The 24,329-nt window shown below is 58.0% G+C and carries 29 protein-coding genes and 1 other RNA gene; 14 read left to right on the forward strand and 16 right to left on the reverse strand.

From position 1 onward, the window contains the following. Window positions 1-9 precede the first annotated feature (9 nt). The gene (locus HU722_RS25180) at window positions 10-777 is read right to left on the reverse strand and encodes an FCD domain-containing protein (protein ID WP_049711475.1); all 768 of its coding nucleotides are present in this window, start codon (window positions 775-777) and stop codon (window positions 10-12) included. A 251-nt stretch (window positions 778-1,028) separates the two neighbouring features. Here HU722_RS25180 and HU722_RS25185 point away from each other — a divergent pair, with 251 nt between their 5' ends. The 14 genes from HU722_RS25185 to HU722_RS25245 all read left to right on the forward strand — a co-directional run bounded on the left by HU722_RS25185 (window position 1,029) and on the right by HU722_RS25245 (window position 11,262). Further along, window positions 1,029-2,723, forward strand: a complete 1,695-nt coding sequence (locus tag HU722_RS25185) for a lactate permease LctP family transporter (RefSeq protein ID WP_065875301.1) — start codon at window positions 1,029-1,031, stop codon at window positions 2,721-2,723. Between the two features lie 70 nt (window positions 2,724-2,793). After that, window positions 2,794-5,604 carry an FAD-binding and (Fe-S)-binding domain-containing protein gene (locus tag HU722_RS25190; protein ID WP_065891119.1) on the forward strand — a complete coding sequence of 937 codons (2,811 nt, stop codon included), beginning with the start codon at window positions 2,794-2,796 and terminating at the stop codon, window positions 5,602-5,604. A gap of 150 nt (window positions 5,605-5,754) precedes the next feature. After that, a complete protein-coding gene (locus tag HU722_RS25195) occupies window positions 5,755-6,033 on the forward strand; it encodes a PA2433 domain-containing protein (protein ID WP_065875303.1) in 279 nt (92 codons plus the stop codon). 104 nt (window positions 6,034-6,137) lie between these two features. After that, window positions 6,138-6,534, forward strand: a transfer-messenger RNA (tmRNA) gene (gene ssrA / locus HU722_RS25200). Between the two features lie 444 nt (window positions 6,535-6,978). Beyond that, window positions 6,979-7,248, forward strand: a complete 270-nt coding sequence (locus tag HU722_RS25205; RefSeq protein ID WP_105162872.1) for a hypothetical protein — start codon at window positions 6,979-6,981, stop codon at window positions 7,246-7,248. Then, on the forward strand, window positions 7,249-7,641 hold the full coding sequence (locus HU722_RS25210; RefSeq protein WP_105162873.1) for a hypothetical protein: 393 nt from the start codon (window positions 7,249-7,251) through the stop codon (window positions 7,639-7,641). Between the two features lie 230 nt (window positions 7,642-7,871). After that, window positions 7,872-8,249, forward strand: a complete 378-nt coding sequence (locus tag HU722_RS25215) for a hypothetical protein (protein WP_186753109.1) — start codon at window positions 7,872-7,874, stop codon at window positions 8,247-8,249. A gap of 240 nt (window positions 8,250-8,489) precedes the next feature. Then, the gene (locus tag HU722_RS25220) at window positions 8,490-8,816 is read left to right on the forward strand and encodes a DUF2388 domain-containing protein (RefSeq protein WP_186753108.1); all 327 of its coding nucleotides are present in this window, start codon (window positions 8,490-8,492) and stop codon (window positions 8,814-8,816) included. Between the two features lie 131 nt (window positions 8,817-8,947). Beyond that, entirely contained in the window at window positions 8,948-9,166 is a 219-nt protein-coding gene (locus HU722_RS25225; RefSeq protein WP_186753107.1) for a hypothetical protein, read from the forward strand. 597 nt (window positions 9,167-9,763) lie between these two features. After that, entirely contained in the window at window positions 9,764-9,982 is a 219-nt protein-coding gene (locus HU722_RS28940) for a hypothetical protein (protein WP_225930658.1), read from the forward strand. Window positions 9,983-10,013: 31 nt separating this feature from the next. Next, window positions 10,014-10,499, forward strand: a complete 486-nt coding sequence (locus HU722_RS28945) for a DUF4224 domain-containing protein (RefSeq protein ID WP_225930659.1) — start codon at window positions 10,014-10,016, stop codon at window positions 10,497-10,499. 67 nt (window positions 10,500-10,566) lie between these two features. Further along, window positions 10,567-10,764: a DUF4224 domain-containing protein gene (locus HU722_RS25235; protein WP_186753106.1), complete on the forward strand. Its 198-nt coding sequence runs from the start codon at window positions 10,567-10,569 to the stop codon at window positions 10,762-10,764. A 31-nt stretch (window positions 10,765-10,795) separates the two neighbouring features. Next, window positions 10,796-11,035: an excisionase gene (locus HU722_RS25240; RefSeq protein WP_186753105.1), complete on the forward strand. Its 240-nt coding sequence runs from the start codon at window positions 10,796-10,798 to the stop codon at window positions 11,033-11,035. Continuing rightward, the gene (locus HU722_RS25245) at window positions 11,032-11,262 is read left to right on the forward strand and encodes a hypothetical protein (RefSeq protein WP_189683374.1); all 231 of its coding nucleotides are present in this window, start codon (window positions 11,032-11,034) and stop codon (window positions 11,260-11,262) included. The genes HU722_RS25240 and HU722_RS25245 overlap by 4 nt, the downstream gene beginning before the upstream one ends. A 348-nt stretch (window positions 11,263-11,610) precedes the next feature. Here HU722_RS25245 and HU722_RS25250 read toward each other — a convergent pair whose 3' ends face one another. The 15 genes from HU722_RS25250 to HU722_RS25320 form a co-directional block, all read right to left on the reverse strand. Further along, a complete protein-coding gene (locus HU722_RS25250) occupies window positions 11,611-12,144 on the reverse strand; it encodes a glycoside hydrolase family 19 protein (RefSeq protein WP_186753104.1) in 534 nt (177 codons plus the stop codon). Between the two features lie 49 nt (window positions 12,145-12,193). Then, window positions 12,194-12,742 carry a tail fiber assembly protein gene (locus tag HU722_RS25255; RefSeq protein WP_186753103.1) on the reverse strand — a complete coding sequence of 183 codons (549 nt, stop codon included), beginning with the start codon at window positions 12,740-12,742 and terminating at the stop codon, window positions 12,194-12,196. Beyond that, window positions 12,739-14,226, reverse strand: a complete 1,488-nt coding sequence (locus HU722_RS25260) for a hypothetical protein (protein ID WP_186753102.1) — start codon at window positions 14,224-14,226, stop codon at window positions 12,739-12,741. The genes HU722_RS25255 and HU722_RS25260 overlap by 4 nt, the downstream gene beginning before the upstream one ends. 11 nt (window positions 14,227-14,237) lie before the next feature. Beyond that, on the reverse strand, window positions 14,238-14,837 hold the full coding sequence (locus HU722_RS25265; RefSeq protein WP_186753101.1) for a YmfQ family protein: 600 nt from the start codon (window positions 14,835-14,837) through the stop codon (window positions 14,238-14,240). Next, the gene (locus HU722_RS25270; protein ID WP_186753100.1) at window positions 14,828-15,865 is read right to left on the reverse strand and encodes a baseplate J/gp47 family protein; all 1,038 of its coding nucleotides are present in this window, start codon (window positions 15,863-15,865) and stop codon (window positions 14,828-14,830) included. Before HU722_RS25270 ends, HU722_RS25265 begins: the two co-directional genes overlap by 10 nt. Next, window positions 15,855-16,253 (reverse strand): phage GP46 family protein, encoded by a 399-nt coding sequence (locus HU722_RS25275; protein ID WP_186753099.1) that lies wholly within the window; start codon window positions 16,251-16,253, stop codon window positions 15,855-15,857. The genes HU722_RS25270 and HU722_RS25275 overlap by 11 nt, the downstream gene beginning before the upstream one ends. Continuing rightward, window positions 16,250-16,759 (reverse strand): phage baseplate assembly protein V, encoded by a 510-nt coding sequence (locus tag HU722_RS25280; protein ID WP_186753098.1) that lies wholly within the window; start codon window positions 16,757-16,759, stop codon window positions 16,250-16,252. Before HU722_RS25280 ends, HU722_RS25275 begins: the two co-directional genes overlap by 4 nt. Beyond that, window positions 16,756-17,871, reverse strand: coding sequence for a phage baseplate assembly protein (locus HU722_RS25285; RefSeq protein ID WP_186753097.1), 1,116 nt, complete (start codon window positions 17,869-17,871; stop codon window positions 16,756-16,758). Before HU722_RS25285 ends, HU722_RS25280 begins: the two co-directional genes overlap by 4 nt. Before the next feature lie 3 nt (window positions 17,872-17,874). After that, window positions 17,875-19,128 carry a DNA circularization protein gene (locus HU722_RS25290; protein WP_186753096.1) on the reverse strand — a complete coding sequence of 418 codons (1,254 nt, stop codon included), beginning with the start codon at window positions 19,126-19,128 and terminating at the stop codon, window positions 17,875-17,877. Continuing rightward, window positions 19,129-21,186 carry a phage tail tape measure protein gene (locus tag HU722_RS25295; protein ID WP_186753095.1) on the reverse strand — a complete coding sequence of 686 codons (2,058 nt, stop codon included), beginning with the start codon at window positions 21,184-21,186 and terminating at the stop codon, window positions 19,129-19,131. 130 nt (window positions 21,187-21,316) lie between these two features. After that, on the reverse strand, window positions 21,317-21,613 hold the full coding sequence (locus tag HU722_RS25300) for a phage tail assembly protein (protein ID WP_065948810.1): 297 nt from the start codon (window positions 21,611-21,613) through the stop codon (window positions 21,317-21,319). Next, window positions 21,610-21,957 (reverse strand): phage tail tube protein, encoded by a 348-nt coding sequence (locus tag HU722_RS25305; protein WP_034112033.1) that lies wholly within the window; start codon window positions 21,955-21,957, stop codon window positions 21,610-21,612. Before HU722_RS25305 ends, HU722_RS25300 begins: the two co-directional genes overlap by 4 nt. Before the next feature lie 60 nt (window positions 21,958-22,017). Further along, the gene (locus HU722_RS25310) at window positions 22,018-23,514 is read right to left on the reverse strand and encodes a phage tail sheath subtilisin-like domain-containing protein (RefSeq protein WP_186753094.1); all 1,497 of its coding nucleotides are present in this window, start codon (window positions 23,512-23,514) and stop codon (window positions 22,018-22,020) included. Continuing rightward, entirely contained in the window at window positions 23,514-23,720 is a 207-nt protein-coding gene (locus tag HU722_RS25315; RefSeq protein WP_065948813.1) for a DUF2635 domain-containing protein, read from the reverse strand. The genes HU722_RS25310 and HU722_RS25315 overlap by 1 nt, the downstream gene beginning before the upstream one ends. Next, window positions 23,717-24,307, reverse strand: a complete 591-nt coding sequence (locus tag HU722_RS25320; protein ID WP_186753115.1) for a phage tail terminator protein — start codon at window positions 24,305-24,307, stop codon at window positions 23,717-23,719. The genes HU722_RS25315 and HU722_RS25320 overlap by 4 nt, the downstream gene beginning before the upstream one ends. Window positions 24,308-24,329: the final 22 nt, after the last annotated feature.

Consider the following 24,329-nt stretch of genomic DNA (forward strand, 5'->3'; position numbering starts at 1 on the left):
TTCCCTCGGCTACATTCCCTTGCGCCGCTCCGCACGCGCCACACGCTGAACCTCCTGACGCACCTCCTCCAACACTTCCTGCACATACAGCAGGTGACGTGTGGAAACTTCTCGCGCCTGCTCGGCCCGCCCCTCGATGATTGCCAGGTACAGATCCCGATGCTGACTGATCAACATGTCACGGGTTTCCGTACGCTGCTGGTACATGCCACCAATGTTGGTCACCACGTTACGCTTGAGCAAGTCGAACAGCCCGCGAATGGTGTGCAGTAGCACGGCGTTGTGGCTGGCCTCAGCGATAGCCAGGTGAAACCGCGCATCCGCCGCGCCCTCCTCCACTCGACTCGCTTCATCAGAGCGGGTGTAGCAATCCTGCAGCGCTTCGAAAGCTGCGGTAAGACGTTCGCGGTCGACTTCGGTGGCGCGCAGCGCTGCGTAATAGGCACAAGAGGCTTCAAGGGTCTGGCGAAACTCCAACAGATCACGCTGAGCTTCGGGATTGTTTTCCAGCAGGTGCAGCAGCGGATCACTGAAAGTCGAGCCCAATGACTCGGCCACGTAGTTACCCCCGCCCTGACGGCTGACGAGCAAACCTTTGGCAGACAATTTCTGGATCGCCTCCCGCAAGGAAGGGCGCGAGACGCCAAATTGCTCAGCCAACGCCCGTTCGGCCGGCAAGCGCTCGCCGGACTTTAGCGTGCCCTCGAGGATCATGCCCTCAAGCTGCTCGACGATATCGTCAGACAAACGGCGCTGACGCACCTGATCAAACCCCATAACTCATTCTCCACCATCCCGACCACTCGCCGGGGCCTCTATTCTGGCCTATCGAAGCGCTTGCAGCACCTATCAGAACGCCCTCGTTTCAACCGATCAGAACGACCTGCCCGCGGACCTACGACCAAAGTTTCGCGAGCGGCAAATTGACACACCCCTGCCAAGGCTTTTACTCTAGCCAACAGCGATTGTAAATTGGTATTACCAATTATCCAAGCTGACCAAACAACAACAATCAGGGGCCACCCCATATGCAAACCTGGCAACAGCTCTACAGCCCACTCGGCAGCCTCGGCCTGTCCGCACTGGCGGCGGTTATTCCGATCGTATTCTTCTTTCTGGCCCTGGCCGTGTTCCGCCTCAAAGGTCACGTAGCCGGCAGCATTACCTTGGCGCTGTCGATCCTGGTGGCAATCTTTGCCTTCCAGATGCCGGTGGATATGGCACTGGCCGCCGCCGGTTACGGTTTTGCCTATGGCCTTTGGCCTATCGCGTGGATCATTGTCGCGGCCGTGTTCCTGTACAAACTGACCGTCAAGAGCGGCCAGTTCGAAGTCATTCGCAGCTCAGTCCTATCGATCACCGACGACCAACGCCTGCAAGTGCTGCTGATCGGCTTTTGCTTCGGCGCATTTCTGGAAGGTGCCGCCGGTTTCGGCGCTCCCGTGGCAATCACTGCGGCACTGCTCGTCGGCCTGGGCTTCAATCCACTGTACGCCGCTGGCCTGTGCCTGATTGCCAACACCGCCCCCGTGGCCTTCGGTGCACTCGGCATCCCGATCATCGTTGCAGGTCAAGTGACTGGCATCGATGCGTTCAAAATCGGCGCCATGACTGGCCGTCAGTTGCCCCTGCTGTCGCTGTTCGTGCCGTTCTGGCTGGTGTTCATGATGGACGGCTTGCGCGGCGTGCGTGAAACCTGGCCGGCCGCACTGGTAGCGGGCTTGAGCTTTGCCATCACCCAGTACTTCACTTCCAACTTCATCGGCCCGGAACTGCCGGACATCACCTCCGCGCTCGCCAGCCTGATCTCCCTGACCCTGTTCCTGAAAGTCTGGCAACCCAAGCGCACAGCAGGTGCACAGATTGCCGGTGCGACTTCAAGCGCAGCGGTCACCGCCAGCGCCGGCGGTTTTGGCCTGCCACGCAACACGGTTGTCTCGCCCTACAGCCTGGGGCAAATTTTCAAGGCCTGGTCACCGTTCCTTATTCTGACCGTGCTGGTCACTATCTGGACCCTCAAGCCGTTCAAAGCCATGTTCGCCGCTGGCGGCTCGATGTATAGCTGGGTGTTCAACTTCGCGATCCCGCACCTGGACCAACTGGTGATCAAAGTTGCGCCGATTGTGACCAACCCCACTGCAATTCCGGCGGTGTTCAAGCTGGACCCCATCTCGGCGACCGGCACAGCGATTTTCTTCTCTGCGCTGATCTCGATGCTGGTGCTGAAGATCAATCTAAAAACTGGTCTTACCACTTTAAAGGAGACCTTCTACGAACTGCGCTGGCCAATCCTGTCCATTGGCATGGTGCTGGCCTTCGCTTTTGTCACCAACTACTCCGGCATGTCTTCGACCATGGCGCTGGTATTGGCGGGCACAGGTGCAGCCTTCCCATTCTTCTCGCCATTCCTCGGGTGGCTGGGCGTTTTCCTGACAGGCTCCGACACGTCGTCCAACGCCTTGTTCAGCTCGCTGCAAGCCACCACCGCGCATCAGATCGGGGTCAACGACACACTGTTGGTCGCCGCGAATACCAGTGGCGGTGTGACCGGCAAAATGATCTCGCCACAATCGATTGCCGTGGCCTGCGCCGCCACAGGTTTGGTGGGTAAGGAGTCCGACTTGTTCCGCTTTACCCTCAAGCACAGCCTGTTTTTTGCGACGATCGTCGGGTTGATCACCCTGGCGCAGGCCTACTGGTTCACCGGTATGCTGGTGCATTAAGGCCGGTACGTAATAGGGTAAGAATCGACGCCGGACACCCATTCCGGCGTCTGCTATTTCTGGAGGACCGATGAGCCTGCCTGCTGCTTTTCTGAGCGACGTCGCACAACTGATCCCGAAAGATCGGCGTTTCGACGATCCACTTTCCACCCTTGCTTTCGGCACCGACGCGAGTTTTTACCGACTGATCCCACAGCTGGTGATCCGCGTGGAGTCGGAAGACGAGGTGGTGGCGCTGTTGCAATTCGCCCAACGCGACCGTGTGGCCGTCACCTTCCGCGCAGCCGGCACCAGCCTTTCGGGCCAAGCCATCAGCGACTCAGTGCTGATCGTGCTGGGGGACAATTGGAACGGCCGCGAAGTTCGTGGGCAGGGCACGCAAATTCGCCTGCAACCTGGCGTGATCGGCGCCCAGGCCAATGCGTGGCTGGCGCCTTTTGGGCGCAAGATCGGGCCGGATCCGGCGTCAATCAATGCCTGCAAGATCGGCGGCATCGTCGCCAACAACGCCAGCGGTATGTGCTGCGGCACGGCGCAGAACACCTATCACACCCTGGCAGGCATCCGCTTGGTACTGGCTGACGGCAGCCGACTAGACACCGAAGACGCGGCCAGCGTGGCGGCGTTTCGCGAACAACACGGCACGCTGCTGGAGCGCCTGGCGGCATTGGGTCACGAGACGCGGGCAAACGCTGAATTGGCGGCAAAAATCCGCCACAAATACCGTCTGAAAAATACCACCGGGCTGTCACTTAATGCCCTGGTTGATTTCGATGAGCCGTTGGATATCCTCAGCCATCTGCTCGTGGGCTCCGAGGGTACGCTTGGATTTATCAGTGCGGTCACCTATGACACGGTGGTTGATCATCCGAACAAAGCCTCGGCATTGATTGTGTTTCCGGATGTCGAGACCTGCTGCAACGCGGTGACCGCCCTCAAGACCCAACCGGTCTCGGCCGTCGAGCTGTTGGATCGACGCAGCATGCGCTCGGTACAAGACAAGCCGGGCATGCCCGCCTTCGTACAACATCTATCGGAAAATGCCTGCGCACTGTTGATCGAATCTCGCGCAGCGTCGCCGTCTTTGTTGCATGAGCAATTGGCGCTGATCATGGCCTCACTGGCCGATTTCCCTGTGGAGAAACAGGTCGATTTCACCGAAGACCCGGTAGAAAATGCGCGCCTGTGGGCCATTCGCAAAGACACCTTTCCCGCTGTCGGCGCCGTACGCAAAACCGGCACCACGGTGATCATCGAAGACGTCACCTTTCCGGTCGAGCAACTGGCAATCGGCGTCAACCGCTTGATCGAACTGTTCGACAAACATCACTACGACGAAGCGATACTTTTCGGACACGCACTGGAAGGCAATCTGCACTTCGTGTTCACTCAAGGCTTCAACAGCGCGGAAGAAATCACACGCTACCAAGCGTTCATGGACGACGTGGCGCAACTGGTAGCGGTGGAGTTTGGTGGTTCGTTGAAAGCTGAACACGGTACCGGCCGCAACATGGCGCCGTTCGTTGAGTTGGAGTGGGGCAGCGACGCCTATCAATTGATGTGGCAACTCAAGCGGCTACTCGACCCCAACGGCATCCTCAATCCGGACGTGGTGCTCAGCGAAGACCCGCAAATCCACCTCAAACACCTCAAGCCGCTACCCGCCGCCGACGAGCTTGTGGATAAGTGCATCGAATGCGGCTTCTGCGAGCCGGTGTGCCCGTCGAAAGGCCTGACCTTGAGTCCACGCCAACGCATCGTGATCTGGCGCGATATCCAGGCGAAGAAACGAGCTGGCGTTGACACCACCGAGCTGGAAGCCGCCTACCACTATCAAGGCATCGACACGTGCGCCGCCACCGGCCTTTGCGCTCAACGGTGCCCCGTGGGAATCAATACCGGCGACTTGGTGAAAAAACTGCGCAGCCATGACGCCGACCGTACGAAAACGGCCGAATGGCTCGCCACTCATTTCGCCACTGCACTACAAGGCGCGCGCTTTACCCTGCATGTGGCCAATGGCGCGCGCATGCTGCTGGGCGCACCTCGCCTGACGAAGCTGTCGGCCAGCGTGACCAAGCTGTCCAAGGGACAGATTCCGCAGTGGACAAACGCCATGCCGCAGCCGGAGAAAGCCATCCGCTTCAGCCCGGCGGTCACTGACGAGCGGCCACGGGTGGTCTACTTGGCCGCCTGCGTCTCACGCGCCATGGGCCCGGCGGCGGGAGATAAAGAACAGATGTCGTTGTACGACAAAACCCGCAGCCTCTTGGAAAAGGCCGGTTACCAAGTCGTCTTCCCCGACAATCAGGACAACCTGTGCTGCGGCCAGCCCTTTGCCTCCAAAGGCTACGTTGAACAGGCCGAACACAAGCGCCAGGAATTGATCGGCGCCCTGCTCCACGCCAGCCGCGGCGGGCTCGACCCGATTTACTGCGACACCAGTCCGTGCACCTTGCGCCTGGTGCAGGATCTGGCTGAAACACGGCTGGATCTTTACGATCCTGTGCGTTTTATCCGCACTCACTTGATGGATCGCCTCGATTTCACACCACAGGCAGCCCCCATCGCCGTGCACGTCACCTGCAGCACCCAGCATCTGGGCGAGAGCCAGGCGCTGATCGACCTGGCCCGGCGTTGCTCCAACACCGTGGTCATCCCGGAAGGCATTCATTGCTGCGGGTTTGCTGGCGATAAGGGTTTCACCACGCCGGAACTCAACGCCCACTCACTGCGCACCCTCAAGGACGCGGTGCAATATTGCAGCGAAGGCATTTCCACCAGCCGCACCTGCGAGATCGGCCTAAGCCAGCATGGCGGCATTGATTATCACGGGCTGGTCTACCTGGTGGACCGTGTTACACAGGCCCGCGCCCACTGATCATGCAAAAATGAGCCTGCAAAAAAACAGAACCCTGGCGCGCCAGCGTAGTCATCTGCATAGGCCTCGACAAACGAGGCTCATCACTGATGTCGCTGGCAGCCGTTCAACGCCAGCAGCGTCGAGCCCTTTTGCGCAAGGAGATACCCTATGAAGCGTTCCGCTCTTGCTGGCTTGTTCATTACCGCTGCGATGCTGGCGTCCCCTGCTTTCGCGGCAGGTGATAAAGACCTGTGCCAGATCAACCTGGACAAAATCAACAACGGTAAAGCGCTGCTCGCCGCCGACACCAGTGGCAAAAGCGGCGAAATAGACACTGCCGTGTCCTCGGCCAAAGCCGCCCACGCCGCAGGTGATGACAAGAAGTGCATCGAAATCACCTCCAAGGCCCTGCAAGACCTGCAGAACAGCGAGAAAGGCGGCCAATAGTCGCCTCAGTCGCGCACGGCCAACCTTCGGGTTGGCCTTCCGTGACGGTTTGGCGTACACTGCACAGGCTTGTCACTCACTAAGAAACAACGAGTTACAAGCACGGGGCCGTTTAGGATTCGACGCCGGTCGCGAAACTTTAGGTGCATGCCGAGTTGGTAACAGAACTCGTAAATCCACTGTTGCAACTTCTTATAGTTGCCAATGACGAAAACTACGGCCAGGAATTCGCTCTCGCTGCGTAAGCAGCCTTAGCCCTGAGCTTCTGGTACCTTCGGGTCCAGCAATCACCAGGGGATGTCTGTAAACCCAAAGTGATTGTCATATAGAACAGAATCGCCGTGCAGTACGTTGTGGACGAAGCGGCTAAAACTTACACAACTCGCCCAAAGCACCCTGCCCTTCGGGTCGCTGAGGGTTAACTTAATAGAAACGGCTACGCATGTAGTACCGACAGCGGAGTACTGGCGGACGGGGGTTCAAATCCCCCCGGCTCCACCAAATAAGCTATAAAAATCAGGCACTTAGCGTTTATCGCAAGTGCCTTTTTTGTGTCTAAATGGGTGGTTTTGGCTCGGTTATGCCAGCCTTACGACAGCATGCACGGCCTTGAACAGCTTAAGAGGTTGGCTGTCTCCCCAGTCGCCACCTAGAAAATGCATGCAATTTGAAGGGATGCCGAGAATTACGAAAGGCACTGCCGCACCATTTACTGCGACCCTTCATCTGTGCGACTTTTGTGAGAAGGAACCACCAAGGCACCAGCTGTTCAAAATTCACAGCGGCGTCTTGAGTGCCGTGCTCTAATCGGCTGCTATGCAGTCAGGATGGCACCGGCCCTGCAGCAGAGAGATAGCTCGGCTTGAAAATGTGACGTGCGACCTTAAATAGCGTCTCAATACCGCCAGACTCCAGCGTAGCGGCCACCATAATTTAGGAAGAATCATGGCAATTTTCTTGGTCTTACCGACAGACCAGTCCGATCCAATATTGCGGGCGCTCAAAGATAATCAATCCCTTGGAACCGTCGACTTTACGGATCTTCCAAAAAACGGATTTGTAGTGAATTTCTCTGGCACCACCCAAGAACTGTCTAACCTGCTGGGAATAACCGACGGCTCGTCCGCATCGGGGGTAGTTGTGGCGATTAGTTCCTACTATGGGCGAGCACCTACCACGCTCTGGGAATGGATTAAAAGCAGGTGGAACTCATAAATGTCCAGCAAAAACCGCAGGTTTGGCGGCCCTGAGAACACGAACCCTATGGTTCCTGAGACGACACCTACCCCGGGCCCAGCTGAGTGGCAGATGAAGTCACTGAATGATCTTCATGTCGTTGTCGGAAAAATAGAGACTTCTCTTGATCACCTCGCGGAAAAGCTGGGAGAGCTCAAGGAAGACAACAAACAAGTCATGGATCGCGTCAATAAGGTTGAGACCAAATTGGTCGTGGCCAGCGCTGTATTGAGCGTCGTCTTGGGTGTGGCAGCTATCGTAGGCACCATTGCGGCAACTGTTGCAAACAAGGCAATCGACTTCGGTATGGAAATGGCTAAGGAAAAAATGAAAGCGGAGACTCCGTCGCTCCCTGCAAAGTCTTCCAAGTAACCTAGCTACACGCTGCGGCTGCTTCTCATATCCAACCTGCTGTCCAGCCTTACCGATAGCGCCGCACCCTTCACATCCGAGACGTCAGTTTTCCGTAGAACAGTGACTGCCCAAGGCGGTGCCTAGGCCTACAGCGCACGACATGGCACTTCACCCCGCACAGTACGCACCTCCGGATCCGTGCCCGCGCACCCCGCCGCCGTGTGGCTTTGACCTTTGAAAGGAAAATCATGAAAGCATTTTTGCTAATTCCGGCGCTGTTTTCACTTGCGGTATCAGCAGCTGAAATACCTACGCCGCCGGGGCCAAATCCCATGCAGTTTACCGGTCGTTTTTTTACGTTTGCAGCAAACGACCCGCTGGGACAGATTAAATCTCCTGCAAAAATTGGATACACCGTATTGGTTCTTGATGAGCAGATCACCGTTAGAACCGATACCGGGAATTTGGTCACCGCAGATCGTGTGCAGTTCGCGTTAGATGACGGAGATAGTTTGCCGAATGGAGTCAGGGTGAAGCTCGAGTGTGGCTTCGTTATGGGGGCAGAGACTCAGCACCACTTCGAGCCACTGTTTTGTGGTCAAAGCAAATGGACTGTCTTGCGATAGAAGCAGCTATCCCGCCCGCCCCCTCATTCATACGCTGACCGAAGTGATCCGCTCTAGGGGGAGCGCTCGGCGAAAACCACGGGCATATCAAGTTCGGCTTCACTATGTTGAAGCCCTCGGACTCAGGCTTATGCTCCCCCCGATCGCGCCTGTAGCGCACTGCTGAGTGGGTTTGTTGTTTCTGGTGTTCCCCTGCTCTGCTACCGTGGCGCCCTCTGATCGCAATGGAAGCAACAAAGAATGGACTCATGGAAGACTCTGGCAGTCGCCCTGCTGGCATCGGTCAGCACACAGGCCGTGTCAGGTGATGGCGCCAACCCTATCGCTGCCGCGATATTTCTCACAATCTCCGCGCCAACCATTTTAATTGGGGCGACTACATCTCTCACGACCGAGCCGCCAAAGATTTTCAAATCAGCCAAGACTGACGCCTTGGCGTTCATTGGTTCAGACGGCGAGATTCGCGGCGCCCAGTTTGAGCAAGCCTCAAGGTACTACCGCTCGATCAGCCCACCGCCTCTGATGTCAGACCCGCAACTGGCCAGGGCGATCGCAACTTCCCTCTGACAGCCACTTCCCTGCCGTCCACGGCGCAGGCCTTCTTGTATCTGCCTTGCCCTTCAGCAATCTGGCGATCAGCGGCCGTTACTCCACATTCCCATGCGCTAAAATTGAGCTGAGATATGGAGGGAATACCCATGGAAAAGTCGAAAACCGCAGAAGAGATACGCGCGCTCCTACTCAGCCAGCGTCCCGACCTTAAAGGTGATCTTGCGAAGATTTCCGACCTAGAGGTGCTGCAGCTCATGGCATGCGCCTACAAAAGCGCGATTGATATCAAAGAAGCTGAGCTGGTTGAGATCGATAGGCTACTGGACGAGGCTGCGAGAGCGCTCTTTTCTCCTAAACCTCATTGATCTCATCGGACATACACAGATGGACGGGGATCTTGTCTCTGCCCTACCCCGGTCCGCCCATGCACTCAGCGGTACTGGCAAGTAATGTTCCAGCCTGCTGTACAAGCTGTATCCACTCATCGCTGGTGATTAGTTCGGCAAGTTCCATTGCGTCAGCCCGCCTCAGCAAGCCAAAGTACTTAACCTCCGCGTCCATTTGATTTCCAGCCAGGGCAAACAGATCACGCCAGGCTGTCATGGCCAATCTTCGCTGTGCCTCTCTCATTGAGGGCCCCTAATGGTGAGATGAGTGAGTATGTATCAGGCTGCCGGGGGCGTTCGGCATGATCTCGTTATTGCTAACCAATGGTGGCTATAAGCCATTAATGCGAAGTATTGACTCAGTCACGGCAAGGATCTGATCAGTGCCACAAGTGCTACAGAGAGCCCGCCCAGTGCGGGCTTTCTGCTTTTGCGACATCCTTTTCACCTGGCATTTACAGAGCAGGGGGTAAGGTCGCCCTACTCCTTTGAAAAATTCCCATTAGGCCCGCATATAAGCGGGCCATTTTTTTGCCCGCGGCTATGCTTTTCATTCCCTCTACTGGAGACCATGCAATGCCATCCACCGAATACTCACTCCCTGACATCTTGGAACGGATCTATGAGAACCAACTTGCCCTAGAGGCAGCCATCATGGAGTTAACTCTATGGGCAGAGGATAGCGAAACCTCAAACGTAGGTGAGAACGTGCGTGGCGCCCTTGAGGTGATTGGCGAGAACGCTGGGCATATCAAGCAGGGCCTAGCTCGTATTAAACGGTCTGGGCAGGCATAACCCTTACGTAGATGATCAAAAGAGGATGAAGATGTTCCTAACCAAAGACGAAGTGGTTGACCTAACTGGTTACGAGCGGCCAGCAATTCAAGCGCGTTGGCTTAGAACTAATTCCATAGCGTTCATTCATGGTGGTGACGGCCACCCCAAAGTGCCAAAGCAATCGCTGCTAGAAAAAATCTATAGCGGGACCTCACTGGATCAAACTATAGAAACACCGCCCAGTGGCCTAAACGATATAAAAGAAACCTGGGACAAGGTGTCTGAGTCCGTGATGGCCGACATCCTGGGTACAACCAGGCGTGCCTTACAAGGGAAACGAGCCAGAGGTGTATTGCCGGAAGGCGTATGGTCAAAAGTCGACGGATCAATCCTGTATAGCATAAAAAGATTTGACGAGTTTTTAGATGCTCATTGGCCACCTGTTGCGGACACGTCAAACCTGAACGCGACCAACCTAAGACGCAAGCGGAACGCAAGGACGACCAATACAAAACCCATCATGCTGCTCATCTGAACGTCTTCTCAAAAAACTACTGATATCTGGAAAGAAGCTCAGTCGGAAATGATTGACGAGGTAGATTATGTTTTTGAGCAAAGAGGAAGTGGCAGCACTCACTGGCTATCAAAAGCCGAGCGCTCAAATCAGATGGTTACAGGAGCAACAGTTCGGATTTGTCGTGGGAGGTGACGGCATCCCAAAAGTACTAAGCCAAGTCGTAATCAGTCGCCTGGGTGGCCAGACGACTCAGAAAAAAAGCCCTGAGCTCCGACTAAAATAATGGCCGACATTAGCCAGCGGCAGGTGAACTCATGACCAAATTGACTCTCGCAGAATGGGCTGCGGAAAACTATAAAACCCCGCCCAGTCCCAATACCCTACGCAAATGGGCCCGCGAAGGCCGCATCACACCTAAACCTATCAAGCACGGGCGTAATTACTACGTGGATGCGAACTCTCAGTACCTGGAACCTGAGAAGCTCGCGAGAAGAATTCCTGGCAGCACTCTCATCGAAAGAGTCGAAGCAGCTCGACGAGTTCGCGGATTATGAAGATCGTGTCCCAAATAACCGTAAAACTGCCGAGGCTCATGGAGGTCGGTGAGTATCGAAAGCTGCGATATATCGGCAATAAACCAAGCCGGCAGCAGTTGAAGAAATGGATTGAGGAAGGCGAGATCATCGGCGAGATAACAGGGGGGATGTATTTCGTCGATGTACAAGCCGCGATCCTGGGATCGAATGATCCGCTGCTCGCACAGATGCTAAAAATTGACTGACTGTCATCCAAGCCTCTAGGGCATATCCAGAGGCTAGCCTTCAATTTTCGAGCGCATGCCACCAGTTGGACTAAAGTCACCCCTGCAGTCCAACTGAGTCGTAATCAGGAGATAGTCATGCCCAAGTCGACAGGCGGTAAGAGCAGCTCGGGATCATCTAGCAAAGGCGGCGGCGCAGGAAGTGCGCCGAAAGCACCGGCCATACCTAATCTGCCAAGCACTACTGGCAACCCTTCCGGTGGCGGACGAGGAAACGCACCGCCGAAAGGCAAGTAGCGTGTGAAGATCACCCCATACGCGAGTTGCTTTTTTGCCGCAGCCCGCCTCAACGACCCGCGCCAATAATTCTCACGGTAGGACGTTCAGTGCCTTTTCGTACAGCGCCTGGCGACCGGCCTGTCCGGTGAGTCCACCATTGATTCGCCGGGTGATCTTCACGAACCGCCCCTGATCTGCCAGGGTGTTCAACCCACGGGTGGACCAGAACCAGGCCGCCGACATCGCAGCGTGCTGTGGCAGTTCCAGCAATTCAGGGTTGCTGATGAGGTCCAAGCCCAGCGCTTCGCCGCACGCCGCGCAATTCGCTCGGCCGGTGATCTGGATAAGGCCCCGGCCACGGTATTTAGAACCATCGCCAGGCTCGGTATTGCCCAGATCGGCACGGCCCTCGTAACCGGCCTGTTGCGCGGTCGGCCCCCAGATCTCCCGCACGTACCGCAATTGACCTGACTCGTGACCCACCTGGGCGATAAATGCAGTAATGCGCAGCCTGGTGACGATTCCATACCTGGACATCGCCGCATTCAGTACAGGAACAAAAACGCCGGCTTGGCGGCCGGCGTTCGGAAGGATTTGCAGCAACTGCTGCTCGGTGATCGGCATAGCTTTCTCCGTGTAACAGCTGATCTGTATTTAACGAGCACCGCTATTTTTAAGCGGATTCCGAGACTGAAGAACTTACGTCCATGCCGCCAGATGGTTTGTCTGGCCAAGCCGCTTCTTGCGGCCAACCAGACTGACCTGTCACTCGGCCGAGTAAAATCCCGTAATCTTTCCATTTTTTCAGTTGAGATTTACGAGTTGGTAGCTCCGCCTCTTCCCCGGGCGTGGCCCAAACCTCTTCCCTGTCTGGGTCCTCCTTGGCGTCGATCGCATCCTGCAACTCAGAGATGCGTTCAGTCAGTGCTGTTTTCTGGGCGTTGCTCTCCTGCTTCAATCCCGCAAGCACTGCACTCTGGCTAGCCAAGATGTCCGCCTCGGTAGGCGGAGGGTAAACAGGATCACCAGGTGGCCCTTGGTCGGCAGGCAGGAAAACAACACCATCCGTAATAACATCCATTGAAGTGATGCCAACCCAGTTTTTAATCCCGTGCGGAGTGCCGTCCGGGTTGAACCAGTAGTGTACGGCCCATCCTAGGAATTGTTCCTGCGGCAGAACTTCGCCAACTTCACTTTCTGGAGCTTCAATCACTTCGCTCATATGCTGTCTTCCCATCCAAAAGCGCTTAGGTGGCTAACCGTGGCATTCGACGCGTAATAGACGTTGCTGCTCTCCGGCACTACCCGCATCAAGAAATTATTCTGGTTTGAGTTCGCCGAGCTGTTACTGATGTTGCACATCGGCATATTTGTTGCGGAGTTGACTGCACCATAAGCATTGTTAGGCGCCGCGGTTGTCTGCGTTGAGGCGCCTTGGTTGTATAGCCCTAGATAAACGACTGCGTCCGTCGGCGCTAAGAATGGCGCTAAGGGCACAGGGGTCCATGTCGGCGTGACCGGGTTGCCCGATATGCCTGAGATTAACCTTGGCGATCCCGCTACGTTTCCTCCAACCACGTATTGCCCATTGCGACCTTTCTGCAAATAGCTGAGCGGAAACTTGCTGCCCGTAGCATCCGTAAAGTCTCGGGAAACCCGAGCCCGGTGGGTAAACGCGCCAGGGAGTGGCGTGGCCGGGTTTACGTCCGTGGTGAGCCATCCCTTTGGCGCTGTGCCGTCCCAGATCACATGAACATAATAAAGAGTCGATGCCAGCTGGCTATTGGCGGCGCCTACTGCCAGGCCGCCTGCCCCAGCCACTGCGAACGATGCGGTACATGAAACGTTGCGAAGCGTGATGAACTGGCCCGCTGCGTTCTCGACCTGCAACTCATCAGCAGTGATAGCAATAACCGAGTCGGTTCCTGTGGCAGATACCCGGAGATTAAGCGCGGCCCCTCGAATACCAACCAGGTTTGCAGTCGTCGTTGGCAGCACATCAAGAAGGACAAAATCGACGCTATCGTATACGACGTCAGCAATTTGCCATTGAGCAAAAACAGCTGGAACCTTTACTCCGGCGGAGTTGTACTGTTTCAGAAGTTTCGGGCCCAGGCCAGAAACGTTTATCGTAGTATCCCCTCCGGCGCTAGCGACACTAAATCCGACCTGAAAGCGTTGATTGGGTGCGTAGGTCGTAATTGCCGGTACAGGGGTGAGTGTTAACGCTGCTGCAGTCCCACCTGTTGAAAACGCGGTAAAGGATTGCACCTGAACTACCGATGCCAATTTTTTTGGGGTAACAGCCACCAGATCGCTTGCGCCTGCATTGATCTGCGACTGGGTTGCGATCTTGATCCATCCGTAGGCTGATTCAGTTGCCTGGGTGATCACCTTAGCGATGGCCTGGAACACCCGGAGCGGGCTCATTGCCTTTGTAGAGGACTCGCCTGCCTCAGCTTCAGGCTGGCTTGCGAATTCAACAGAGGACTCCGAAATCTTCAGATCAATGGCTGCATTCAGCTGCGTGTTGTCGTCTTCGTCGGGTGTGAGGCCAGCCTCTTCGATAACCTTAATCATTTCCAGGGTTACCGCATTGCCCCACGCGGACGGGATCAGCGAACCGGGCGTACCGGCGACTGCGTCCTCATCAATAAATTTGCCATCTACCAACCCAACGCTGGGCACACTTTTCGGAAAATCCACGGTTTTACCCCTCAGTCGTAATTGATATACACAACGGTGTGTGCCGGCGCTGGCCGCCGGATTAGGCACTCCAGTGCATTCCCCGGGTTGGTGCCGAAACGCTCGCCCCAATAGCTGACACCGAAGCGGCGGCCCTGCCTCTGCCTGCCGCCAGTGTTAAGCGTCCACATGAACTGGGCGTTCCAAGTGCCGAAATGAGCTGAGCCAAAACGAGAACGCCCCATACGGGGCGCTCTGTGCTCAGTGATCGATGCGTTGGGATATCCCTGGCTTACCGCGATCTCTATGAAATAGCCGCGGCTCTGGCCGCCCACCTCCACCAGCCGGCGGCGAACCGCCAGGCGGCGATCTTCAAACGCTGGGTTCGGGCCGAGGCAGGTGTCCGGCAGGCCCATGATCGCCTCCCAGTCGGGAACCAGCTCACTAACCCCTGCCGGGTCCATTTCGTTCAGTAGCGCCACAGCCCGCGCATCCACGCGGGAGAACTCCAGAGCCACACCCGACAGCACCAGCGCCACTTCTGGCACAAGTTCAGGATCCCAGGCAGGTCCGGGCGGGAGCAGCCCTTTAAGCTGCAGTCGATACTCTTCCGCAGTTCTGATCACAGCCATGTGATACCCCCGAAGGTCAGAAGCTCGTTAGCGGCAGCTGTGACGTTGGCCGTCGGAGCGACCAACTGATGATCCGTCTCGCCAGCCGAGCCGCTTATCGATTCGGCGATATGCGTGATCAGTAGCGTCTCACCCAGTCCGGCCTCCCTGTCATGCAGATCAATCAGTTGAGCCTGGATTGCTGCGCGCACCGCCGAGGTATCAGGCACCGCATGGATCTGGTAGGCCACTGCCTTCTCCGCTGGTGGCAGCACATATAGCTCTGCAGTAACCGGCCGTAATGGCTCGATATAGGCCTTCACCTCAGCAAGTTGCGTGGGATTCGGGATTGGCTCGGCGTCCCCATCACGCATCACGAACAGACCAACAGTGCCAGGCCCAAGGTAGTTACCTCGGCACCATGCTCGCGTGACACCGGGCACCTCAAGTGCCCAGGTCTCGTAGTCATCTTTTGAACCGCCATGCGGGATCACGCGGTAGGACCGAACAATGCGCGCGCGCAAGGATTCGACGCTCTCTTGAGCGATCCCCCCGGTGAGCCCTGGAGCGAGCACGGTGAAGGTATTCACCACACCCTCCACTGGCTGGATCAGCCTCAACGTCAGGCCGGCGTCAGCATTTCCGAGAACACCCGCATCAACGGCAGCAATCGTGGTGGTGCTTACCCCCGCCGCAGTCGTTAAGCCGGCAGTGACCTTGTAGGTTCGGCCGTCATCGGCCTGTAGCACAGCGTCAACATCGAGCACCGCCAGCGCGGCAGCAGTGAATCCGACCGAGCCTTCAGCGGGCTGCGCAGGATTGCGGGGCTGGCTCAATCGTAGAATCGCTATGCGCTCAAGGGTTTCCTCGTCAGCGCGGTCGGGCAGGATCTGGTCAACGATCCAGTCGAGGTATCCGTACAGCCCGTACGCGGTGCCGCTCAGGGTCCTGGCCAGCACCTGGGCATCAGATCGGCGCAGCACATCACTTGCTAGGTCGCTTTGGGTGCGGCTGATGAGCACCGGCAGAGACGGCGTTTCAAACGGCATAGATCACCTGCCATGAAGAAGAGGGTTTGATTTCAAGCCGCGTGCCGCCAAGAATCGTCAGGGTCACAACCAGGTTCAGCCGGTTAATTCCGACTTTTTCACTACTGATCTCGATACCCACCACATGTTCATCGGTGAGCAACCAGCGCAGCGCCTCGTCGGCGTAGAACTCGGCATCGCGCTGAGTGGGCTCGGTGAGCTTTACCCGGCGCAGAAGCCACAGGCGGGAGCCGATCTTGTCGTCAGCGGTCGCTGGGTAGCTGTCACCCCACCAGCCATAGCGCTCCTCGTCATCGACCGGGTCATCCGTCGCAGCGCGGCGCCAGGTGAAAAGGCTGATCATCACCGCGCGCGTGAGAGCGGCCTCCACTGTGTTTGAAATAATCATTCAGCCTCCGGCACAGGCGGGCCACTTTGGCTGTTCCCGAACATCACGGAACCATGGACATGCTCTATCTGGCTGATACCGCCCGCCACCTGGTCGCCCTCGGAAACGATCCGTCCGGTCTGAGTGATCAAGGGGGTGTCAAAATTCACTGAGGTACCGGCCTTGATGTTCAGCGTCTGGGTTTCGATATCGATGATCTGCCCACGCTTGAAGTGGACCTTGTCCCCCTCATCCGTGAAGATGACCACCTCGCCCGGCTTAATTTCGCTGACGCGGTAGCGGCGGTCAGAAGCGACCAGAACAACCGCATGGGAGCGATCCCCCCCCAGGAAAGCTGTCAGCACTTCGGCGCCCGGCAGCGGATTGCAGGTGAAGCCGTAGGGTTCGAAATGCTCGACACCATCTTTCAGCTCACCCGCCGTCAGGCGAATTTGCAGTGATTGCATCTTCTTCCCGGCGTTTGCGAGCACGACGGTGCCGCGGGCCAGCATGCTTTTCAGGCTCATTGTTTTGGCTCGTAGTCTGCTGGGATGAGGTATTCGAAGTTGTCGCCCTTGCCGCCCTTTTTCAGCTTGCGGTTTTTCAGCGAGTCATTCGGTTCCGGCTCGTAACTGTCAGGTGGGCCGACTTCCATTTTTGTGACCATGCCGCCCTCTCCCAGGATGTAGGTCACCCGGGCTATGAGCATCCACCGGTCGTATCCGATAATTGGATCAATGACCCGGACCAGCATGTTGTGCTTCCAGAGTTGGCCGTTTGTCTGCCTCCACCCCTGAACCTCATAGGTGGTAGTCAGCGCCTTGCCCATGCGCGTGACGCTTTCCCAGTGCGCCCTTGCCTGGGCCAGGTCATTCGTAAGCTGGCCCGACTGCTGGATCACCATCACCCGCCGGCGAGCAACCCGTGGATCAGTGACCGTTGCCGAAACCTCGGCCGCCGCGGCGCCGAACTCATCATCGGTGCCGCTCTTCTGTCCGAGCACTCGGTACTCGGAAAACACCGCTGAGAAGTCGAGCCCGGCACTGCCGGTCTTGATGTTCTTGCCAACCTCAAGCGCGTCGAACGCCCGCCCCTCGCTTCCGGGCCTGGCCAGCACCACCATGCCGGTGGCGTCGTCAGTCGAGAAAACCCTGAACAGAGTGAGCAGTCGGTCGATGGATTCGAAAACCGTTTCACCAGGCTCGATGGTGTGGTCCGAGAGCTTGGCGCCTTCGGGGATCTCGCTGCGCACCTTGAGGCCGTAAGGCGCCGCAAGCGCTGAAACGATCGACAATATGCTCTGGTTGTTCCACTGGCCCGGCTCGTTGATTGCCGCACAATCGACCAGGTCAGCGGTCAGCGACCGACCGCTGATGGACATGGTGATTTGTTTGTCGTCGTAATCGATCGGCGAGGCGAACACCCATCCGGTAAGCACCAGGTCATCCCCGATTCGAATCTGGCACTTGCCCCCCTCTTTGATCGGCCGCCCAATGGTCTGCCCTGGCCACTTCCAGGTGACGCTTAAATTGAACGACCGGGCCTGATCCTCAAGTCCGGGGGCGATCTCGACCGATTTCCAGCCAGAGTAATCCGAACCGTTGACGCTGAGCGTCACGGTGTTTTCATCTTCGTCCACGGGTTACCTCTGGGCTATTTTGATCGGCCGTGCGGGCACAAATCCTGGGTGATGAATGCGGTTTCGCTCCACGACCTCGGACTCGCGCGTAGCGTCGCCGAAGCGCCGGTACGCCAGGACCAGCGCAGAAAGGGTTTCCGGAGGGGTAATTTCCACGAGGCGAACGCCGGAAGCAGCGACCGCCGTCAGGTGCTTGACGATTGTCTGCCGCAGGGCATTGAGCACCAAGTAATGAGCCGAGTCGGCTTTCAGCGATGCCTCAAGCATCGCCTCGTTCAATCCGTCGCGCAGCTCGAGCACATCATCTGCCACCGGCACCTCAGGCCTTTCGAAGGGCTGCACGGCCTGTTGATCCGCAGACGGCGTTGTGTCTGTGGACACAGGCTGAGAGGCGATCGGCATTTCGCTGACGATCAGAGCAATCTGAACGAGCAGTGCGTCTTGCACCAGATCGGCTGTGGCCTTCGATGCCGCGGCAGAGTCGACACCGCCGATCGTGCTGACAGTATTAATGCTGCTCACCGCTTCGGCCTGCTGGCTAGCGGTGGCCACGGTGTTGCGATAGCTGGAGTCGTTGCCCAGGTAGTCCTGGACTGAGAAGTCGCTAAAATAGCTGGAGAACAACGCCGAAAGCGAGCCTGGCGCATTCATGATCGACTGCGCCAAGCCGGTCAGGTTTGTGAAGACGGACACGAACGGCGCGAACTGGCGCTGGATTACGGTGTACACCGCCGACAAGTTGTTGCGCAGCCGGGCCAGACCCAGGCGTGCTTGGTCAACCTTGGCCATCGCAGCCTTGTATCGCGCCAGCGCCGAATCCCACATGCTCTCAGAAGCCTTCACCACCTGCTGCTGAGTATTGACCCTGGCCACGGGAAACTTGAGCGGCGTGTCCGGGTAGAACGTCACCAGCATGGTGACCATGCCACCCTGCTGATAGTCGTGAGTCAACTCAGCTTCGCCGGCCTTGACCTGCATTCGCCCCAGCCAAGGGTGAACCAGCTCGCCCGCACCTGGCGTTTGAATGGCCTCGAGGAACTTGTCGCGCCGCTCGAAGCAGTCGTCGCCGATGATCCAAATCGTGAGCCGGTGCACCTGGGACTGCTTGCCCAGTTGCTCGAAGTAAGGCTCATCCCGCTGAGGGAACTCGTGCAACTGCCCTTTCATGCCCACCGGCACCGAGGCCTGGGGGATCAAGAAACTGATCCCCCGGAACGAGGCCGGCAGCAGTTCGTCACGCCACGTTCTTTCTGCCATTTACTGCGTCCTCATGACGCCAACGGTTCGCGTACCGACGTTGGGCTTTATTTTCAAACCGGTCTGGCTGGCCTGCGGCTGATCGACGGTCGTTCCAGGCGGCGCGCCCTTGATGTTTACGTTTATCTCGCCGTTGACCTTCTGTGCCTGGGTAGCGGCGGTTTGCTGCAACAAGCTGCCAGAAGGCGGCATTTGCCCAGGGCGGCTCAGCAGTCGGTTGTTATCGATGCCAAAGGCTTCGTTGTTGGCCGCCCGCCGCGACTGAGCGGCCAACGCCGCATCGGACTGGAGAAACTCGCCAGTACCGCCGCCGGCGCCGGCATTGCGTTTCTGCTGGGCCTCCGTGAAAGCGTTCACCTTGTTGGTCGCGGTCTGGATGATCCCATCACCCCCATCGCCACCGCCGAACCATTTCATGATCGGCTCAATGATTGGCTTGAGCTTTGCCCATAACGATTGGAACCAGGCGGTTATGGGTTCCCAGTGCTTGACGATCAAGCCCAGGGGGCTCCAGTCGAAGATCAACTTCAAGAAGTCCATGGCGGGAACGGACAGAGCTACCAGCAGATCCCACAGCGCACCGAAGAACTTCGTCAGCGGCTCCCAGTTCGCCGTGATCAGAGCGATCGGCGTGTACTCGGCAAACTTCTTGAACAGCTCCCAGGCTTGCATCACCGGGCCTTCGATCTTGGCCCAGACCTTCTCGAAGAAAGGCGCAACCGTTGCCCAGTTTGCAATGAGCAGGCCGGCCGCCAGCGCGATACCCCGGATAACCAGGCCGACAATCGACTTCTTGGTCACGGCGTTGAACAGGGTCATCGCCATGGTGGTGGCCACCACCGCTACGCGGAGCACGCCGTAGGCCAATGCCGCGGCGACGATGCCTTTGATCAAGCCAGGATGCTGAGCGGCCAGTGTGGAAAGCTTGGAAACCAGGGGCCCGATGATGGTCAGGAAGTCGTTAAACGGTGGCAGCAGTGCACTACCCACCTCAACACCCAGCCGTGTCACTTTGTTCTGCAGCAGCTGCATCGCGTTGGCCGTGGTGGCCGAACGCGCGGCATATTCCTTTTGCATGGATCCGGCATAGCCTGACCCCTCGGCGACATCCCGGAAGCTCTTCTTCAGAAGATCAAGGTTTGTCAGCAGCGGAGCGATCGCGGTGACCGACTCCGAACCAAACAGCTCAGTTAAGAGGCCGGCCTGCTTATCCGGCGCTACCATCGCGATGCGGGCGAGCACATCCTCAATAGTGCCCTGTGCATCCTTCTGCATGCTCTTGGCGACCTTCGTCACGTCGAGTCGCAGAGATTTGAAGGCCTGGGCCTGCTGCTTCGTTGCTGCACTTCCCTTGGTCAGGGCCAGCATGAAGTTTTTCATGCCGGTTGCAGCAACCTCGCTCGGCACGCCCACGCCCGCCAGGGTCGCGCCCATCGCAGCGATCTGGCCTGAAGCCAGGCCAGCGATTGCGCCAAGTGGGCCGATGCGCGTGACGATGTCGGAGATCTGCGCGGCCGAAGACGGGCCCACGTTGCTCAGGTAGTTGATTTGGTCCGCCAGCTTGACCACTTCGGGCTGGGTCAGCTTGAACGAGGTGCGCCACTTGGCCATCATGTCGCCAGACTGCTCGGCGGTCTGATCAAAGGCAACGCCCATCTTCACGGCGTCTTCGGCAAACTGTTTCAACTCGCCGCGTGCAAAACCGGCCTGGCCGCCGGCGGCGACGATTGCGGCAATGCCGCTCGCCGCCATCGGCATGTTCTCAGACAGATCGAGTACATCCTGCCCCATCTGCTTGAACTGCTGCGGGGTGTCGAAATCCACCACCTTCTTCACGTCCGCCATGGCGGTTTCGAATTCGATGGCCGCCCGGGCGCCAGCAATAAACGGGGCCGCCAGGGCGCCGCCCTGCAAAGCTTCCTTGAACCCGATCTTGCCCAGGCCCGAGTTGTTCATCTGCTTGGTGAAGCCCGCAACGTTCTTACGGATCCCCGCTAGCGTCGGCGACAGCTTGTCGACGCCGGTGATCAACGCCTTGAGCTGGAACTTGTCCGCCATCACTACACCTGCTGGGATTGGTTAATGCGCTGGGCGTGCTCCAGCGATTCAAGGAGCACGTCCAGTGGCCGGGCCATCAATAGCTCCGGATCAACTTTCCAGAACCACGCCAGGTCATACGCGACCTCGATCAGCTGCTCGGTTGTGCTGATGCCGCGCTCATGAAAAAACCGGCCACCTGCCAGCTCAGCGTGTTGAGGTCCGCCAGATCGAGCTGGTTGACCGACGATGGAGGGATGCCTGCGCACACCGCGATGTATTTCGCGGCGACGTCCATGTCGAGGCTGACCTCCTCGTTTTTGTCGATCTTGTACGGCAAGGCCTTGATGGCCCGAACTTCCTGCACGGTAGGGCGGCGCAGGTTCAGTTCGGTCAGGGGCTCGCCATGCGCTTCAATAGGCGCCTGCAGCTTTACGGAATCACTCATTGCCAGCTCCCTTTGATGCCGTCGAATTGCAGCTCTACCGTGCCGTCGTCAGCCTTGAACGATGGCTCATCGACCAGGTAGGCACCCGAAAGCACGTAGACGCGACCGTTGTTGAATTCGCACGTGACCGTCATGTCGCGGCCATTCGCCAGCGTCTTGATCGGAAAGCCCGCCTCAACGATGGCTGTCATCTTCAAGTACGGCGCCAGTTCTTCTTCCTTGAAGAAACCCGGATAAACCGTCTCCCGCTTCACTTCCATCAACGGGGCTTCCGCGCCGCCGGTGATAGTGAGCTGCGTGCCGTCCACTTTTACGTAGGCGGTACCCGCTACTTTTTGACCCATGGTCTTTTCCTCTGGAATGAAAAAGCCCGCTCAAGGCGGGCGGGGTGATCAGGGTCAGCGTTACGCCGCGGCGTCGTACTGAAGACGGAATTGGTTGAGCATCGCGAAGATGCGCAGACCGTTGATGTAGTCCGGCGGGAACAACACGTTGACCCGGCTCGGGTCCTGGGTATCACGCTCCACCACCAGGTGCTCAGCGAACAGATCAGCGTTCTCGACGTGACCTTCCAGCTCGAGCTTCGCGTACTGGGCAATCAGCTCCCCGCGAATGGTGCTCGGCGTGACAATCGGCTGGCCTGCGCCGAAGCGGGTGCCGTCGTTGGCCAGCTTGTGGCGGCCGTACTTGCTGGTGATGACGCTTTGCATGCGGCGGATAATGTACGCCGACTGGTGCATGGTCTCGCTGTCCAGGTAGGAGTTATCCGCCTGGCCGTAGGCGTTCTTCTGATAGGTGGTGATCGAGCGCTGAATGCGCACGTAACCGCCCTCGTAGTACGCCGTGGCCAAGCCGTAGTTCAGCAGCGACTGACGCTCGGTCAGTGTGAAACGGTCACTCGCAGGGGCCGGATCAAGGCCTGGCATGCTGCCGCTTTGGGTTGGACGGCTGGCATCGGCCGAGATGAAGACGGCGGTACGCGCGGCCAAAGCTGCAGCCTGCACCCACACTGGCTGAGGTACACCAACTTCCACTGCCTGGATGGTCATGTGCTGATCGTTACGCACCTGGCCGGCAGCGACCAAAGTACCGATCGTTCCGCGCTTCGCGCTGTAGACGTGCCCGAACAGCTGCTTGGCCCAACTCCAGCGACCGACGTTGTCGTCCATCGCTTCCTTCCAGGCATTCAGCGACGTCGTGTCGGTCCAGGGCTGGCACAGGAACTCGAAAGGTTCATCACCCAGTGCGGCGATTGCATCAACCTGGTCGGGCGTGCCGACGCCCGCGGTCATTTGCGTAACCGCAACGGTCATACCGGCCGGCGTCATTTCGCCATTGGACTTGCCAAGGCGATTAAGCGCGATGCTGATGTCGTTACCGCTTTCGCCGGTCCACTTGCAGGTCAAAGTAACCACGCCCGCCGCTGCGACCGCTGTCACTGGAAGATCTGGTGAGGCATTGATCTTGACAGCCAGGGCGGCGGCCGCAGCCGTCGGTGTTGCGGCAGACGGCACCACGGATTGCACTCGCACGCCGCCGACATACAGGTTCAGCAGGCCGGCCTCGGTGGACGTGCCGGTAATGGTGATAGTCGCAGAAGCAACCTCACCGGTTTCGTTTTGCAGCGGCAGGCACCAGATCTCGCCGATCGGGTCGGTCTTGCGCCAGGCCTCGTACATTGCGGCGAGCATGGAGCCCTGACCGCCAATTTCCTTAGCCAGGGCCAGACTGGTAACCAGCACCAGCTTACCGATACTTTCGCCGACGGCGCTGTCGTTTACCTGGCCGACGATCAGCCGGCGCATGGCCGACGAGGCGCTGTTTGCTGCCGAGTTATCCATTTCCGCATAGAACAGCGGGACACGGATATCGGCCGGGATGTTGCTGAATCCGATAGGCATTATTTGGCCACCTCGGTTTTCGCCGCGACTGCAGCTTTGGTGGTAGTGGGTTCAACATCTTTCAACTTGACGTCGCCGTCAGCTTGGCGGCGGCGCCACCAGACGTTGTCGGGTACGTCCCGGCCTTCAACAGGCAACAGGTCGCCAGCCTCCGGATCGGGCACAGAGCGGCCTTTGGCCGGCACCACAGTGATGCGCTTGGTCATGGTGTTACGTCTCCTGAGAAATGCGCTTCGATACGCCCATCCGGGCCGGGTGATTGCAGGTTTGGATCCGCAGGGTCGATGCAGTCCATTTTGAAGTCCACACCGGTAAACCCGGTGAGCCCGTCGAGCTCGAGCTCTTGCCAGGTCTCGGCCGGCTGGTCAGGACGATTGCGCCCAACCTGGAATTCGGAGAAGAAGGTGAACTGGTAAACCACCCGGGCCCGGCTGATGTGCAGCAGCGCGCCCTTGCCATACTCGATGGGCGTGTATTCCGGTGACGGGATGTAGCCGAGCAAGGCGCGCCACAACTCGGCACGGATATCGTGCAGCAGGTCATTGGCAGCCTGGCCGCGCTCGTCAGTCGTATCCAGCACGATCACCACGTTGAACTGATCAGTGATGTCCTGAATGATCATGTTTTGCGCTTTGGTCGGGGTCGCAGCGTCGGCGGTTGCGATCACGTAAGCAGCCGGCAAAGCCAACTGCGCGCTCTCGACGACCGCGTCCCAGTCAATGCCGCCAGCCACCCGACCATCAAAGGATGGGCAAGCCAGCCGCAAGTGCGCGACAAGCGGGTTCAGCTTCATGTGTTTGTCCGGTGTTGTTGCG

Origin of the sequence: Pseudomonas tritici (assembly GCF_014268275.3) — a bacterium.
In the GTDB taxonomy this organism is placed as follows: domain Bacteria; phylum Pseudomonadota; class Gammaproteobacteria; order Pseudomonadales; family Pseudomonadaceae; genus Aquipseudomonas; species Aquipseudomonas tritici.

What these genes read in the sequence shown, in the direction of transcription:
- HU722_RS25220 (WP_186753108.1), top strand. Translation starts at nt 8,490, where the DNA reads ATGGACTCATGGAAGACTCTGGCAGTCGCCCTGCTGGCATCGGTCAGC.
- HU722_RS25300 (WP_065948810.1), bottom strand. Translation starts at nt 21,613, where the DNA reads ATGAGTGATTCCGTAAAGCTGCAGGCGCCTATTGAAGCGCATGGCGAG.
- HU722_RS25215 (WP_186753109.1), top strand. Translation starts at nt 7,872, where the DNA reads ATGAAAGCATTTTTGCTAATTCCGGCGCTGTTTTCACTTGCGGTATCA.
- HU722_RS25225 (WP_186753107.1), top strand. Translation starts at nt 8,948, where the DNA reads ATGGAAAAGTCGAAAACCGCAGAAGAGATACGCGCGCTCCTACTCAGC.
- HU722_RS25275 (WP_186753099.1), bottom strand. Translation starts at nt 16,253, where the DNA reads ATGATTATTTCAAACACAGTGGAGGCCGCTCTCACGCGCGCGGTGATG.
- HU722_RS25290 (WP_186753096.1), bottom strand. Translation starts at nt 19,128, where the DNA reads ATGGCAGAAAGAACGTGGCGTGACGAACTGCTGCCGGCCTCGTTCCGG.
- HU722_RS25190 (WP_065891119.1), top strand. Translation starts at nt 2,794, where the DNA reads ATGAGCCTGCCTGCTGCTTTTCTGAGCGACGTCGCACAACTGATCCCG.
- HU722_RS25185 (WP_065875301.1), top strand. Translation starts at nt 1,029, where the DNA reads ATGCAAACCTGGCAACAGCTCTACAGCCCACTCGGCAGCCTCGGCCTG.
- HU722_RS25250 (WP_186753104.1), bottom strand. Translation starts at nt 12,144, where the DNA reads ATGCCGATCACCGAGCAGCAGTTGCTGCAAATCCTTCCGAACGCCGGC.
- HU722_RS25315 (WP_065948813.1), bottom strand. Translation starts at nt 23,720, where the DNA reads ATGACCAAGCGCATCACTGTGGTGCCGGCCAAAGGCCGCTCTGTGCCC.
- HU722_RS25280 (WP_186753098.1), bottom strand. Translation starts at nt 16,759, where the DNA reads ATGAGCCTGAAAAGCATGCTGGCCCGCGGCACCGTCGTGCTCGCAAAC.
- HU722_RS25240 (WP_186753105.1), top strand. Translation starts at nt 10,796, where the DNA reads ATGACCAAATTGACTCTCGCAGAATGGGCTGCGGAAAACTATAAAACC.
- HU722_RS25205 (WP_105162872.1), top strand. Translation starts at nt 6,979, where the DNA reads ATGGCAATTTTCTTGGTCTTACCGACAGACCAGTCCGATCCAATATTG.
- HU722_RS28940 (WP_225930658.1), top strand. Translation starts at nt 9,764, where the DNA reads ATGCCATCCACCGAATACTCACTCCCTGACATCTTGGAACGGATCTAT.
- HU722_RS25245 (WP_189683374.1), top strand. Translation starts at nt 11,032, where the DNA reads ATGAAGATCGTGTCCCAAATAACCGTAAAACTGCCGAGGCTCATGGAG.
- HU722_RS25235 (WP_186753106.1), top strand. Translation starts at nt 10,567, where the DNA reads ATGTTTTTGAGCAAAGAGGAAGTGGCAGCACTCACTGGCTATCAAAAG.
- HU722_RS25180 (WP_049711475.1), bottom strand. Translation starts at nt 777, where the DNA reads ATGGGGTTTGATCAGGTGCGTCAGCGCCGTTTGTCTGACGATATCGTC.
- HU722_RS25270 (WP_186753100.1), bottom strand. Translation starts at nt 15,865, where the DNA reads ATGCCGTTTGAAACGCCGTCTCTGCCGGTGCTCATCAGCCGCACCCAA.
- HU722_RS25305 (WP_034112033.1), bottom strand. Translation starts at nt 21,957, where the DNA reads ATGGGTCAAAAAGTAGCGGGTACCGCCTACGTAAAAGTGGACGGCACG.
- HU722_RS25195 (WP_065875303.1), top strand. Translation starts at nt 5,755, where the DNA reads ATGAAGCGTTCCGCTCTTGCTGGCTTGTTCATTACCGCTGCGATGCTG.
- HU722_RS25210 (WP_105162873.1), top strand. Translation starts at nt 7,249, where the DNA reads ATGTCCAGCAAAAACCGCAGGTTTGGCGGCCCTGAGAACACGAACCCT.
- HU722_RS28945 (WP_225930659.1), top strand. Translation starts at nt 10,014, where the DNA reads ATGTTCCTAACCAAAGACGAAGTGGTTGACCTAACTGGTTACGAGCGG.
- HU722_RS25320 (WP_186753115.1), bottom strand. Translation starts at nt 24,307, where the DNA reads ATGAAGCTGAACCCGCTTGTCGCGCACTTGCGGCTGGCTTGCCCATCC.
- HU722_RS25265 (WP_186753101.1), bottom strand. Translation starts at nt 14,837, where the DNA reads ATGGCTGTGATCAGAACTGCGGAAGAGTATCGACTGCAGCTTAAAGGG.
- HU722_RS25295 (WP_186753095.1), bottom strand. Translation starts at nt 21,186, where the DNA reads ATGGCGGACAAGTTCCAGCTCAAGGCGTTGATCACCGGCGTCGACAAG.
- HU722_RS25255 (WP_186753103.1), bottom strand. Translation starts at nt 12,742, where the DNA reads ATGAGCGAAGTGATTGAAGCTCCAGAAAGTGAAGTTGGCGAAGTTCTG.
- HU722_RS25310 (WP_186753094.1), bottom strand. Translation starts at nt 23,514, where the DNA reads ATGCCTATCGGATTCAGCAACATCCCGGCCGATATCCGTGTCCCGCTG.